Consider the following 13,760-nt stretch of genomic DNA (forward strand, 5'->3'; position numbering starts at 1 on the left):
GAAATGACCGATCCGGGAGACAATCATGCTGAAAACTCTGTTGCTGACCGGCGCCGCCGGCGGTGTTGGCCAGGCAATCCGGCCGCTTCTGTCGCAGATCGCCGAGAACGTCCTTTTGTCAGACCTCGCGCCGATAAGCGACCTGCGCCCGAACGAGCGTTTCGTCGCCTGCGACCTCGCCGACCGCAGCGGCGTCGATGCGATAGTGAAAGGTGTTGATGGTATCATCCATCTCGGGGGGATATCGGTGGAAAAACCCTTCGATCTGATCCTGCAGGGCAATATCCTCGGCCTCTACAATCTCTATGAGGCCGCGCGCGCCGCCGGCAAGCCGCGTATCGTCTTTGCGAGCTCCAATCACACGATCGGCTTCTACCGGCGGGATGAGCGGATCGACAACAAGGTGCCGACCCGGCCGGATTCGCTCTATGGCGTCTCAAAGGTGTTCGGTGAGGCCGTCGCGAGCCTCTACTTCGACAAGTTCGGCCAGGAAACGCTTTCGGTACGCATCGGCTCGTGCTTTCCCGAGCCGCGCAACACGCGCATGCTCGCCACGTGGTTCAGCATCGGGGATTTCGTCTCGCTTTGCGATTGCGCCTTCAACGCCCCGCGCCTCGGCCATACGATCGTCTACGGCGTCTCGGACAATGACGAACAATGGTGGGACAACAGCAACGCTGCCTTTCTTGGCTGGAAGCCGCGCGATAGTGCGGCTCCTTGGCGCGCCGAAATTCTGTCGAAAACACCCGCCGAGGATCCGAATGATCCCGCAATCGTCTATCAGGGCGGCGGCTTTGCTTCTGCCGCTCACCCCGAGGACTGATCGTCAGACACCGTTACGAAAGAGCTTCCAGCGTGTCGGCCTGAAGGCGATGCGGTTGCGATCCAAGGCATCCGCCTTGTTCGGCGGCAGTTCGATCTCGATGGGATCGTGCTCGGCACCGATGTTGATTTCAAGGTGGCGAGTGCCTGCCACGCGCCTGCTGGCAACGAGCAGACCCGCGATCGCGCCGCCATCGCCGTCACGGATTTCGATATCGTGGGGTCGGAAATAGAGATAGGCTTCGCCATCGGGCTCATGCGGCGTGCTGAGTCCCAGCGGCTTGTCATCGAACCAGATCTCGCCGCTGGTGATGCGCACCTTGAGACGATTGGATTGGCCGATGAAGCCATAGACAAAGGGAGAATTCGGCGAGTCGTAGATCTCGTCCGGCGTTCCGACCTGTTCGATCGCGCCCTTGTTGAGTACGACCACGCGGTCGGCGAGCTCCAGCGCCTCTTCCTGGTCATGGGTCACGAAGACGGTGGTATGGCCGGTCCGGTCGTGGATTTCCCGCAGCCACTTGCGCAGGTCCTTGCGGACCTGAGCATCGAGAGCGCCGAAGGGCTCGTCCAGAAGCAGCACGTTCGGCTCGACCGCCATGGCGCGCGCCAGTGCCACGCGCTGGCGCTGGCCGCCGGAAAGCTGGGCCGGATAGCGCTTCTCCAGGCCGTTCAACTGCACCAGTTCCAACAGCTCCAGGGCACGCCGGCGAATTTCATCACGTGGCGGACGACGCGATGCCGAGCGGACTTTCAGGCCGAAAGAGATATTGTCGAGCACCGTCATGTGCCGAAACAGCGCGTAGTGCTGAAACACGAAGCCGATATTGCGCTGCTGCACCGTCTTTCGCGACGCATCCTCTTCGCCGAAGAAGATCTGTCCCTCCGTCGGGGTTTCCAATCCGGCGATCAGGCGCAGCAGCGTGGTCTTGCCGGAGCCCGATGGACCGAGAAGCGCAATCAATTCGCTCGAGCGGATATCCAGCGACACGTCATGCAATGCGGGAAAGCGACCGAATTCCTTACGCAGGTTTTGAACGCGAACTTCCATCAAGAATTCCTTCAGTGACGCCGGCTGGCTGCGATCTCTTCGCTATAGCGCATTTCCAGCAGCGTCTTCAGTATCAATGTGACAAGGGCGAGCAGGGCCAGGAGCGTGGCGACCGCGAATGCCCCCGAAAAATTATATTCGTTATAAAGAATTTCGACCTGCAGGGGCATGGTGTTGGTTTCGCCGCGGATATGACCCGAAACGACCGAAACGGCTCCGAACTCACCCATGGCGCGGGCGTTGCAGAGCAGCACGCCGTAAAGCAGGCCCCATTTGATGTTCGGCAGCGTGACATGCCAGAAGGTCTGCCACCCATTAGCCCCGAGCGAGAGCGCCGCCTCTTCGTCTGCGCTGCCCTGTTCCTGCATTAGCGGGATCAATTCACGCGCGACGAAGGGAAAGGTGACGAACATCGTCGCCAGCACCAGCCCAGGAACCGCAAACAGGATCTGAATGCCATGGCTCTGCAGCCAAGGGCCGAGTGTGCTGTTCGAATTGAACAACAGCACGAAGACCAAGCCCGATATGACCGGCGACACCGAGAAGGGCAGATCGATCAGCGTCGTCAGCAAGGCCTTGCCCTTGAATTCGAATTTGGCGATCGCCCAGGCGGCTGCAATGCCGCAGACGAGGTTCAGCGGCACGCTGATGCCGGCAACGATCAATGTCAGCCGGATCGCCGCGAAGGTTTCCTCGTCAACCAAGGCTTCGAAGAAGGTCTCGATCCCCTTGCGGAAAGCTTCGACGAAAACGGCGGCGAGAGGCAGAAGCACCATCAGCGTCAGGAACGCGAGCGAGATCAGTATGAAGACGATGCGCGCAAGCCGGCTTTCGGTGATGACCGAATGACCGGTTTCGACTGATGCAGAAAGATCATGCGCCATAGCCATATCTCCTTCTGCTCCACGACTGGATGAGATTGATGATCAAAAGCATGGTGAAGGAAATGAACAGCATCACCGTCGCGATCGCCGTCGCTGCGGAATAATTATATTCCTCCAGGCGAATGACGATGAGCAGCGGCGCGATTTCCGAAACATAGGGCTTGTTGCCGGCGATGAAGATGACCGATCCGTATTCTCCCGCCGCACGTGCGAATGCCAGCGCAAAGCCCGTCAGAGCGGCAGGGGCGAGGCCCGGCAGCAGCACGCGGGTTATGGTCTGAAAACGCGAGGCACCAAGGGTCGCCGCCGCCTCCTCGACTTCGCGGTCGATCTCCTCCATGACCGGCTGTGCCGTGCGCACCACGAACGGCAGGCCGACGAAAATCAATGCGATGACGATGCCGACGGGAGTGAACGCGATCTTGATGCCGAGCGGCGTCAGGAACTGACCGATCCAGCCATTCGGCGCGTATAGCGTCGTCAAGGCAATGCCGGCAACCGCCGTCGGCAAGGCGAACGGCAGGTCGACCATCGCATCGAGAATGCGCTTGCCTGGAAAGCGATAGCGCACCAGCACCCAGGCAAGGATAAGCCCGAGCACAGCGTTGACGAGCGCGGCAATGAAGGCGCCGCCGAAGCTCATGCGCAGCGCATAGAGCGTGCGCACGTCAAGCGCGAGGGCCCAGAAATTCTGCCAGCCGAGGGCGCTGCTTTTCCAGAGAAGCCCCGACAGCGGAATGAGTACTATGAAGATGAGCCAAGCCAAGGTAACGCCGAGCGCCAATCCGAATCCCGGAATGACGCTCGGCTGCCGTAACCGCCACCGTTTGCGGGTTATAGAATGCATTCAGTCTTATTGTCCCGGCTTGTAGATCTGATCGAAGACGCCCCCGTCAGCGAAGAATTTCGGCTGAGCTTGAGACCATCCGCCGAAGTCGTCAATAGTGGCGAGCTTCAGGGACGGGAAACGAGCGACATCCTTCGGATCGGCCGCTTCCGGCTTAATCGGCCGGTAATAGTGCTTCGCAGCGATCTTCTGACCTTCATCCGAGTACAGGTAGTTCAGGTAGGCCTCCGCGACCTTGCGCGTACCTTTGGTATCGACATTGCCATCGACAACAGCAACCGGCGGATCGGCGCGGATCGAAACGGACGGCGTGACGATTTCGAATTTATCAGGGCCGAGCTCGTCGAGCGAGAGATAGGCCTCGTTTTCCCAGGCGAGCAGTACGTCACCAAGACCGCGCTGGACGAAAGTGGTCGTCGCGCCACGCGCGCCGGTGTCGAGGACCGGGACATGCTTCAGGAGCTGCGCGACATAGTCCTGCGCCTTGGCATCATCGCCGCCATTGGCCTGCTTCGCCCAGGCCCAGGCAGCGAGAATGTTCCAGCGAGCACCGCCCGACGTCTTCGGATTCGGCGTGATGACTTCGACACCGTCCTTGACCAAATCCGGCCAGTCCTTGATGCCTTTGGGATTGCCCTTGCGCACCAGAAAAACAATGGTCGAGGTGTAGGGAACCGAATTGTTCGGGAACTTGGTCTTCCAGTCGGCCGGGATCTTGTGCGTCGCCTTGGCGATCGCGTCGATATCGCCTTCGAGGGCGAGCGTCACGACGTCGGCATCGAGGCCGTCAATAACCGAGCGAGCCTGCGCGCCGGAACCGCCATGCGAAGCCTTGATATTGATGGTTTCGCCCGTATCCTTCTTCCACTTGGCAGCAAAGGCCGTGTTGAAGTCCTTGTAGAGTTCACGAGTCGGATCATAGGAAACATTGAGAAGCGTCTTGTCCGCCGCCCAGGTCGGCGCGACGGCCGCGATCGAGAAACTGCCGATCAGAATTGCGGTGGCGAGAAGCCGAGAAAGCTTAATCGTCTGCATGGATGCACCCCCTTCGTTTGTCCTTAAACCCTATCAACTTGGTCGTATAAAGTAACGAAGGCAGTTTCCGTTTTCGGTAACTGCGGAGAACAGCATCCCATAGAATCCGGAAAAGTGAAATCACATTCCCGAATGACGCCAGACGTGCAACGAATGCTTCGTCAGCGGATGGTGTCGGACATAAAGACGGAATAGAGTTCGTCGGCGCTCTTTGTCTGCCGCATCGCCGTCAGAACGCCTTCCGTGCGCAAACGCCTCGCGATCGCGGCAAGCACGTTCAGATAGTCGCCCCGGCCGCCCTCCCCGAACAACAGCACGAAGGCCCACTCCGTCGGTATGTCGTCGATGGCTTCGAAATCGACAGGATGTGCAAAATGCACCATCAGGCCCCGAGGCCTCGTCATGCCAGCGATGGCAGCATGCGGAACCGCAACGCCATTGCCGATCCCCGTCGTGCCCAATTTTTCGCGCGTCTCCAGCGCCCGCAGGACCACCGCCTCGTCCAGGCCAAAGCAATGGGCTGCCTTCGACGACAGCATCTGCAATGCCCGCCATTTCGTCGGAGCGGAGACACCGACAAAGACGTGTTCGGGAAGAATGATCGTGGAAAGGTCCATGGTCGCACTCAAGGTCCGGCAATAAATTCTGAAATGGCATTCATCGCCACAAGTCCGAGGCCAAATCACCTCGATCATGGGCTCGAAACTTCCGCCGCCTCAATCAGGCTCGCGCAGCCGGTAGCCGACACCTGTCTCGGTGGTGATATAGTGCGGCTGATCGGGAATCTCTTCGATCTTCTGCCGAAGCTGGCGCACATAGACGCGCAGATACTGCACATCGGCCGCCGGTCCCCAGATCTGCTTCAGCAGGAATTGGTGCGTCAGCACCTTGCCGGCGTGCTGGGCGAGCACGCGCAGGATGTCGTATTCCTTCGGCGACAGCTTGATCTCCTTGCCATCGACCTTGACGATACGCTTGACGAGATCAATGGAAAGACCGCCGGTCTGGAAAATCGCCTTCTCGCCCTGCTGCTGCAGGCGATGACGCAGCGCCACACGGATGCGGGCAGCAAGCTCGTTGACGCCGAAAGGCTTGGTCACATAATCGTCGGCGCCACTTTCGAGCGCCTTGACGATGCCGGCTTCATCGGTCCGGCTTGACAGGATGACCACCGGGATCTGCACCCCATCCTCGCGCCAACCGAGCAACAGATCCTGGCCTGATTTATCCGGCAGGCCGAGATCAAGCACGATCAGATCGGGCTGGTCTTCGTCGATCGACGCCTGGGCTGACGCGGCGCTCTGTGCCTCATTGACGACGTAGCCCTGGGCACCGAGGCCCACGCGCAGCAATTTGCGGATTGGCGGCTCGTCATCGACAACGAGAATCTTGACGGCAGTGGTGTTCATTTCAGTTCATCCAGCTTCGGGACATCGGTTGGTTTCGGCAGGCGGATGGTGAAAACTGCCCCCTGCCGATCCGTTCTGTTGCCGGCGGCGATCGTGCCGCCCATCGCCTCGATGAAGCCGCGGCAGATGGAAAGGCCAAGGCCGGTTCCGGCACGCACTTGGTCGCCCTTACGCACACGGTAGAAGGTATCGAAGACGCGTTCGAGGTCGGCGGGCGGGATGCCTGGTCCCTCGTCCATCACGCGGAAGACGATATTGTCTATATCGGCCCAGGCCTCCAGGCGGATGGCCGACCTTTCCGGCGCATATTTGGCGGCGTTGTCGAGCAGGTTGAACAGCACCTGTTCGAACAGGACCGGATCAACCTTCACCATCGGCAGATCAACGGGCATCCGCACGTCGACGCGATGATGTGCCAGGATTTTTTCCGCCCGCCGCAGCGCACTGCCGACGATATCGCCGCCATAATGCAGAGCATAATTCGGCTCCATTGCACCGGACTCGATCTTGGTCATGTCAAGCAGATTGGCGATGAAGCGGTTGAGGCGTTCGGATTCGTCGATGACGGTCGACAGGAGATCGACGCGATCTTCGTGTGGCAGGGTTTCCAGATAGTCGCGCAAGGTGCCTGACGCCCCAAGGATGGCAGCAAGCGGCGTCTTCAAATCATGCGAAATCGAGGTCAACAGAGCCGACCGCAGCCGGTCGGCCTCCACCGCCAGCTTCGCGCGGTCGACATCGGCTACCAGCTGCACGCGCTCGATGGCAAGAGCCGCCTGATCGGCGAGAGCATCGAGCAGCCGCTGTTGCTCCGGCGTCAGAAGCGGGCCGTCGCGGCGGTCGCTATCGAGGCCGATAACGCCGACGGCGGTTCGGCCGGTGCGGAGCGGAACGTAAAGGCGCTTGGCGCCTGGTAGTGTATCTGCGCCACGGCCGGCGGCATGATTATGCTCCCAGGCCCACCGCGCCGCCGCGATATCGGCGTCGTCGAGCGTGTCGTCAGGCGGATAGCCGGCCTTGACGGCGATCGTGCCATGTTCGGGCAAGAGCAGGACGACGCGCAGCTTGAGCATCGACGCCAGCTGGAAAGCGGTTGCCCATAGAACGTCGTCCAGCGTGCCTGTGCCGGCAAGCTTCTTGGAGAAGAGATAGAGATCTTCCGTCGTTCGCGCCCGTTGCCGCGCCGCCGCCGCCTGGCGCTGCACCGTCGCCGTCAGGTTACTCGCAATGACAGCGACGCCGAGGAAGAAGAAGAAGGCAAGCACGCTTTCGGGATCGCTGATCGTCAGCGTATAGCGCGGCGGCAGGAAGAAGAAGTTGAAGGCAAGAGCACCGAGAAAGCAGGAATAAAGTGCCGGACGCAGGCCCTGGGTCACGGCGCTTACCAGCACCGCCATCAGGAAGACGAGCGCCAGATTGCGGACATCCAGCACCTGATCGAGGATGACGCAGAAGCCCAGCGCGATGGCAACATAGAGCGTTGCCAGAACATAGCCGCGGAGTTGGAAAGGCGGCGATGAAGGCGCCACTTTGACGCCTCGCCTTGCAGCCTCGCCATCCGCTTCGCTGCCGGAAATGACATGGACGCTGATGTCCCCGGCCCTGCGGATGAGATCGTAGGACACCGAACGCCGCGACCAATCACGCCAGGAACCGATTTTCGGCGAACCGATGACGATGTGCGTCACGTTGTTGCTGGCAGAATGGCGCAGCAGCTCCTCCGCCACCTCCCGCCCCGGAAGTGTGATTGCTTCACCACCAAGCTGCTCAGCGAGCCGCAGCGTTGCGGCGATCGTGTCGCGCTGCGCCTCGCTCAAACTGATCGAGCGGTTGGTCTCGACATAGACGGCTGCCCAGGGGGCCCGCAAGCGCGCGGCCATGCGCGCGGCATAGCGGACAAGCGCCGCTGAGCGTGGATGATGATCGATGGAGACAAGTACGCGCTCGCCGGCCGCCCATGGTCCCTGGATCGCGTGCGCCTGCATATGGGTCAGCAGCTGGTCGTCGACGCGCTGGGCGGTGCGTCGCAGCGCGAGCTCCCGCAAGGCCGTCAGGTTGCCTGGCGTGAAATAGTTGGTCAGCGCGCGCTCGGCCGTCTTCGATACGTAGACTTTGCCGTCATGCAGCCGCTTGATGAGATCATCAGGGGTCAGATCGATGATCTCGACATCATCGGCCATGTCGATGATCGAATCCGGCACCGTCTCGCGCACGCGGATGCGGGTAATCTGCGAAACGACGTCATTCAGGCTTTCGACATGCTGGATATTCAACGTCGTGTAGACGTCGATGCCGCGTTCGAGCAACTCCTTGACATCGAGGTAGCGTTTGGGATGCCGGCTGCCATGCGCATTGGTATGAGCAAGTTCGTCGACCAGCACCAGGTCGGGACGGCGCTTTAGAATGGCATCGAGATCCATCTCCTCGAGCGCCCTACCCTTATAGTCGACATTGATGCGCGGTACGATCTCGAATCCTTCGAGCAGGGCCTGTGTCTCTCGGCGGCCATGGGTCTCGACGACACCGACCACGACATCGACGCCGTCGGCAATCTTCGCCCTGCCCGACATCAGCATCTCATAGGTCTTGCCGACGCCCGGTGCCGCTCCGAGGAATATCTTCAACCGACCGCGCGTCTCGGCCCGCGCCTTTTCGAGAAGCGCATCGGGAGAAGGCCTGCTCAACATATCGCGGCTGTCGTCTGCCATTCGCTGGTTGTCTTTCCTGATAAGGTTGAGACGGCACGAACCGTCTCAACCCCTTCAACTTATTGAGTCATAGAAGCATCGAGCGCCCGGTTCAATGCCAGCACATTGACCACAGGTTCCCCGAGAACGCCGAGCTCTCGCGGCTCTATGGCTGCCTCGACGAACGACTTGACCTTGGCCTCATCCATGCCGCGAGCCTTGGCGACACGCGGCACCTGGAAATAGGCGGCTTCGGGCGAGATGTCCGGGTCGAGACCGCTGCCCGAAGTGGTGGCCAGATCGATCGGAACCGGCGTATTCGGGTTCTGCGCCTGCAATGTCGCGGCATCCCCCTTGATACGCGTGATCAGGCTCGAATTGGTCGGGCCAAGATTGGAAGCGCCGGAATTGGCCGCGTTATAGGGTACGGAAACCGATTTGGTCGGATCGTTTGGGTCGGCGCCGGTCGTGGCTGACGGGCGGCCGTGGAAATACTTATCCGCCGTGAAATTCTGGCCGATAAGGCTGGAGCCGATCACCTTGCCGTCCTTCTCCACCAGGCTGCCATTGGCCTGGTGGGGAAAGAGCGCCTGGGCGACACCGGTCATGGCAAGCGGATAGGCAAGGCCGGTCAGGACGGTCGTGGCGACGATCATGACGATCGCTGGTCTGATTTGTTTCAGCATGAGAGAAACTCCTTAGGCGAGGCCGATGGCGGTGATCGCCATATCGATGGCCTTGATGCCGATGAAGGGAACGATGATGCCGCCGAGGCCGTAGATCAGCAGGTTGCGGCTGAGCAGCGCGCCGGCACCGATCGGGCGATAGCGGACACCCTTCAGCGACAGCGGGATCAGTGCGACGATGATGAGCGCGTTGAAGATGATGGCCGAGAGAATGGCGCTTTGCGGCGTTGCCAGTCCCATGACGTTCAGCATTTTCAGCTGCGGGTAGAAGGCGATGAACATGGCCGGGATGATGGCGAAATACTTGGCGATATCGTTGGCGATGGAGAAGGTCGTCAGCGCACCGCGCGTCATTAGCAGCTGCTTGCCGATCTCGACGATCTCGATCAGCTTCGTCGGGTCGCTGTCGAGGTCGACCATGTTGCCGGCTTCGCGAGCGGCCACCGTACCGGTGTTCATGGCAACGCCGACATCGGCCTGGGCGAGTGCCGGCGCATCGTTCGTGCCGTCGCCGCACATGGCGACCAGCTTGCCCTGTGCCTGCTCCTGACGCATCAGCGCCAGCTTCATCTCAGGCGTCGCCTGTGCGAGGAAGTCGTCGACGCCGGCTTCGGCGGCAATGGCGGCAGCCGTCAGCGGATTGTCGCCCGTGATCATCACGGTGCGGATGCCCATGCGGCGCAGCTCCGCAAAACGCTCACGGATGCCGCCCTTGACGATATCCTTGAGATGGATGACGCCGAGCAGACGGCCGTCACGAGCAACGGCAAGCGGCGTACCACCGGCTTTGGCGATCTCGTCGGCGATCACCTGCAGCTCACGCAGCGTTTCACTGGTCGTGCGGGACATAACGGCAGTACCTTCGACATAGGCGATGACAGCGTCAACGGCACCCTTGCGGATCGAGGAGCCATCGAGATCAACGCCGCTCATACGGGTCTGGGCGGTAAAGGGAACGAAGGTCGCCTTCAGGCTCGTCATGTCGCGGCCGCGGATCGCATATTTCTCCTTGGCAAGCACCACGATCGAGCGTCCCTCCGGCGTCTCGTCGGCAAGGGAGGCAAGCTGCGCGGCGTCGGCGAGATCCTGCTCGCTGACACCACGGACGGGGCGGAAGGCGGTCGCCTGACGGTTGCCAAGCGTGATCGTGCCAGTCTTGTCGAGAAGCAGCGTATCGACGTCGCCGGCGGCCTCGACGGCGCGGCCGGACATGGCAAGCACGTTGAAGCGCACCAGACGGTCCATGCCAGCAATGCCGATCGCCGAAAGCAGCGCACCAATCGTGGTCGGGATCAGCGTCACGAAGAGCGCAACGAGCACGACCGTCTGGATCGAACCGCCGGCATAGGCGGCGAAGCTCGGGATGGTGACGGTCGCGAGCACAAAGATCAGCGTCATGCCGGCCAGCAGGATGTTGAGCGCGATTTCGTTGGGCGTCTTCTGTCGTTCGGCACCTTCGACCAGCGCAATCATGCGATCGATGAAGGTCGAACCGGCCGCGGCGGTGATGCGCACGCGGATCTCGTCCGACAGAACCTGCGTACCGCCAGTCACAGCCGAGCGGTCGCCGCCCGATTCACGGATGACGGGCGCCGACTCACCGGTAATCGCGGCTTCATTGACGGAGGCGACGCCTTCGATGACCTCACCATCCGAGGGGATGATATCGCCGGCTTCGACCAGAACGACATCCCCAACCTTGAGGCTGGTGCCGGGCACCATCTTGTAATCGGTGCGGCTGTTGCCGATGAGCAGCTTCGCCTGAGTTTCGGTGCGCGACTTGCGCAGCGAATCCGCCTGCGCCTTGCCGCGGCCTTCGGCAACGGCTTCGGCGAAATTGGCGAACAGCACCGTGAACCAGAGCCAGATATTGATCTGCAGCGAGAAGGCGAGATTGCCACCGCCGGTAACGAGGTCGCGCAGGAAGAGGACGGTCGTCAGCATCGAAACGACGGCGACCACGAACATGACGGGGTTCTTGGCGAGGGTGCGCGGGTTCAGCTTCTTGAACGAAGCGCCGATCGCCGGAACGAGAATGCGAGAATCCAGAATACTCGCTGATTTTAACTGGCTCATAAGAGGCTCCAGCGTGAAGAGGAAAACGTCAGATCGGAACGCCGCCGATCAGCCGATCAAAAATCCGAAGACGACAAGGCCGAGGAACAGGGCAACCATCGCCAGCAAAATGGCGTCGGACGCGCAGGTTGTTCCGGCCGGGCCACGCCCCCTGTCGAAGGGGCGTGGATCGATGACTTTTTTAAGCTTGCCTAGAAGCGGTTGGCTCATGGCCGTCATTCCTTAAAAGGTCTGGCCTGCAATCATCGACAGATGTTCGACGATCGGTCCGAGCGCCAGCGCCGGGAAGAAGGTCAAACCGCCGACGATCAGGATCGTACCAACAAGCAGACCAACGAAGAGCGGACCATCCGTTGGGAAAGTGCCGGCCGAGGCAGGAACCGTCTTCTTGCTGATCAGGGAACCGGCAATCGCAAGGGCCGGAACGATGACCAGGAAACGGCCGATCAGCATGACGATACCGAGCGTGATATTGTACCAGGAGGTATTGCCCGTCAGGCCGCCGAAGGCCGAGCCGTTGTTTGCCGCTGCCGAGCTATAGGCATAAAGGATTTCCGAGAAGCCGTGCGGACCGGCATTGGCGATCGAGGTGACGGCGGAGGGCAATACAACGGAGATCGCGGTGAAGATCAGCATGCCGAAGGGCAGGCAAAGCACGGCAAGCATTGCCATCTTCACTTCCTTGGCCTCGATCTTCTTGCCGAGATATTCCGGCGTGCGCCCGACCATCAGGCCCGCAACGAAGATGGCGATGACGACGAACATCAGGATGCCGTAGAAGCCGGCGCCGACGCCGCCGACGATGACTTCGCCAAGCTGCAGGTTGATGAGCGGGATCAGGCCGCCGATCGCGGTGAAGCTGTCGAGCATGCCGTTGACCGCGCCGCAGGATGCGGCGGTGGTGATGACGGCGAAGAGCGAGGAGGCGGCAATACCGAAGCGGGCTTCCTTGCCTTCCATATTGCCGCCCTGGATACCGAGCGCATGAACAAGCGGATTGCCTGCCGCTTCAGCCCAATAGGTGACGATCACGCCGGCGATGAACAGTGTGCCCATCGCGGCCAGGATCGCCCAGCCCTGACGCTGGCTGCCGACCATACGACCGAAGACATTGGTCAGCGCCGCGCCGATGGCGAAGATCGCCAGCATCTGCAGGAGGTTGGAAATTGCGTCCGGATTTTCGAACGGATGCGCCGAGTTGGCATTGAAGAAGCCACCACCATTCGTGCCGAGCATCTTGATGGCAAGCTGCGAGGCAACGGGGCCAACGGCGATCGTCTGCTGCGCGCCTTCGAGCGTCGTGGCATTGACATAGGGGCCGAGCGTCTGCGGCATACCGAGATAGACGAAAGCAATCGTCAGCACGATGCAGATCGGCAAGAGGACGTAGAGCGTCGCACGGACCATATCGACCCAGAAGTTGCCGATCGCCTTGCCCGAGGCACGTGCGAAAGCACGGATCAGCGCAATGGCAATGGCAATGCCGGTTGCCGCAGACACGAAGTTCTGCACCGTCAGGCCGGCCATCTGCACGAGGTAAGACATCGTGCTCTCGCCGCCGTAATTCTGCCAATTGGTATTGGTGACGAAGCTCGTTGCCGTGTTGAAGGACAGTTCCGGGCCGACTGCGGTCATGCCGGCCGGATTATACGGCAGGCTGCCTTGCAGTCGCTGCAGGGCGTAAAGAACGAGGAAACCCGCGAGGCTGAACAGCAGCATGGAGACAGAATAGGTCGTCCAGTGCTGCTCTTCGCGTTCATCCGTGCCGGCCAAACGATAAAGCCCCCGTTCCACAGGACGGAGGACGAAAGAGAGGAAGGTGCGCTCGCCGGTAAAGACACGCGTCATGTAACCGCCGAGCGGTTTGACGAGCAGGAGAAGGATCCCGATATAAATGAGGATCTGAAGCCATCCGTTGAAGGTCATGGAGGTAACTTTCCCTATCCAGCGCTGTCAGAAGCGCTCGGGGCGAATGAGAGCATAGACCAGGTAGACGGTGAGAAAGATCGTCACGCCGCCACCGAGAATGTAATCGAGAAGCATTGCCGTCTCTCCGACTAGAGGCTGTCGCAGGCCTTGGTATAAGCGACACAGAGGAGGAAGAATAAAACGCCGATCCCGACAAGAATAATGTCCATCATTGATCGCGATTCCTTGATTGTTATTGTTGAATGCAGAAATGATGGAGAGCGCCCTTGCTCAGAGCGCCTCTTTTTCCTGCCGACCTGGAAGATCACTTGGGGAGCATCTTCCAGACGCAATA

General features: G+C 60.6%; 13 protein-coding genes. 1 reads left to right on the top strand and 12 read right to left on the bottom strand.

The features are described from left to right. The first annotated feature begins 25 nt into the window (after positions 1-25). Positions 26-823 (top strand): NAD-dependent epimerase/dehydratase family protein, encoded by a 798-nt coding sequence (locus tag GDN47_RS07510; RefSeq protein ID WP_113329235.1) that lies wholly within the window; start codon positions 26-28, stop codon positions 821-823. 3 nt (positions 824-826) lie between these two features. Here GDN47_RS07510 and GDN47_RS07515 read toward each other — a convergent pair whose 3' ends face one another. The 12 genes from GDN47_RS07515 to kdpF all read right to left on the bottom strand — a co-directional run bounded on the left by GDN47_RS07515 (position 827) and on the right by kdpF (position 13,540). Then, complete coding sequence (locus tag GDN47_RS07515; RefSeq protein WP_112721908.1) at positions 827-1,873, bottom strand: sulfate/molybdate ABC transporter ATP-binding protein; 1,047 nt, start codon at positions 1,871-1,873, stop codon at positions 827-829. 11 nt (positions 1,874-1,884) lie between these two features. Next, entirely contained in the window at positions 1,885-2,757 is an 873-nt protein-coding gene (cysW, locus tag GDN47_RS07520; protein WP_113350944.1) for a sulfate ABC transporter permease subunit CysW, read from the bottom strand. Then, complete coding sequence (gene cysT, locus GDN47_RS07525; RefSeq protein WP_069609968.1) at positions 2,747-3,604, bottom strand: sulfate ABC transporter permease subunit CysT; 858 nt, start codon at positions 3,602-3,604, stop codon at positions 2,747-2,749. The genes cysW and cysT overlap by 11 nt, the downstream gene beginning before the upstream one ends. Before the next feature lie 6 nt (positions 3,605-3,610). Further along, a complete protein-coding gene (locus GDN47_RS07530; RefSeq protein ID WP_095437459.1) occupies positions 3,611-4,639 on the bottom strand; it encodes a sulfate ABC transporter substrate-binding protein in 1,029 nt (342 codons plus the stop codon). Between the two features lie 161 nt (positions 4,640-4,800). Beyond that, positions 4,801-5,256 (bottom strand): PTS sugar transporter subunit IIA, encoded by a 456-nt coding sequence (locus GDN47_RS07535; RefSeq protein ID WP_113350942.1) that lies wholly within the window; start codon positions 5,254-5,256, stop codon positions 4,801-4,803. A 99-nt stretch (positions 5,257-5,355) separates the two neighbouring features. Next, positions 5,356-6,048 carry a response regulator gene (locus GDN47_RS07540; protein WP_069609971.1) on the bottom strand — a complete coding sequence of 231 codons (693 nt, stop codon included), beginning with the start codon at positions 6,046-6,048 and terminating at the stop codon, positions 5,356-5,358. Continuing rightward, entirely contained in the window at positions 6,045-8,756 is a 2,712-nt protein-coding gene (locus tag GDN47_RS07545) for a DUF4118 domain-containing protein (RefSeq protein WP_152092951.1), read from the bottom strand. Before GDN47_RS07545 ends, GDN47_RS07540 begins: the two co-directional genes overlap by 4 nt. A gap of 59 nt (positions 8,757-8,815) precedes the next feature. Beyond that, positions 8,816-9,421: a K(+)-transporting ATPase subunit C gene (locus tag GDN47_RS07550; protein ID WP_152092952.1), complete on the bottom strand. Its 606-nt coding sequence runs from the start codon at positions 9,419-9,421 to the stop codon at positions 8,816-8,818. Positions 9,422-9,433: 12 nt separating this feature from the next. Next, complete coding sequence (gene kdpB, locus GDN47_RS07555) at positions 9,434-11,497, bottom strand: potassium-transporting ATPase subunit KdpB (protein WP_152092953.1); 2,064 nt, start codon at positions 11,495-11,497, stop codon at positions 9,434-9,436. A 48-nt stretch (positions 11,498-11,545) separates the two neighbouring features. Next, positions 11,546-11,707, bottom strand: coding sequence for a hypothetical protein (locus GDN47_RS31920; protein WP_156090756.1), 162 nt, complete (start codon positions 11,705-11,707; stop codon positions 11,546-11,548). Positions 11,708-11,719: 12 nt separating this feature from the next. Further along, positions 11,720-13,423, bottom strand: coding sequence for a potassium-transporting ATPase subunit KdpA (gene kdpA, locus GDN47_RS07560; RefSeq protein WP_152092954.1), 1,704 nt, complete (start codon positions 13,421-13,423; stop codon positions 11,720-11,722). A gap of 27 nt (positions 13,424-13,450) precedes the next feature. Next, positions 13,451-13,540: a K(+)-transporting ATPase subunit F gene (kdpF, locus tag GDN47_RS07565; RefSeq protein ID WP_041678183.1), complete on the bottom strand. Its 90-nt coding sequence runs from the start codon at positions 13,538-13,540 to the stop codon at positions 13,451-13,453. Positions 13,541-13,760 lie beyond the last annotated feature (220 nt).

This window comes from Martinezella dioscoreae, from assembly GCF_009176305.1.
In the GTDB taxonomy this organism is placed as follows: domain Bacteria; phylum Pseudomonadota; class Alphaproteobacteria; order Rhizobiales; family Rhizobiaceae; genus Rhizobium; species Rhizobium dioscoreae.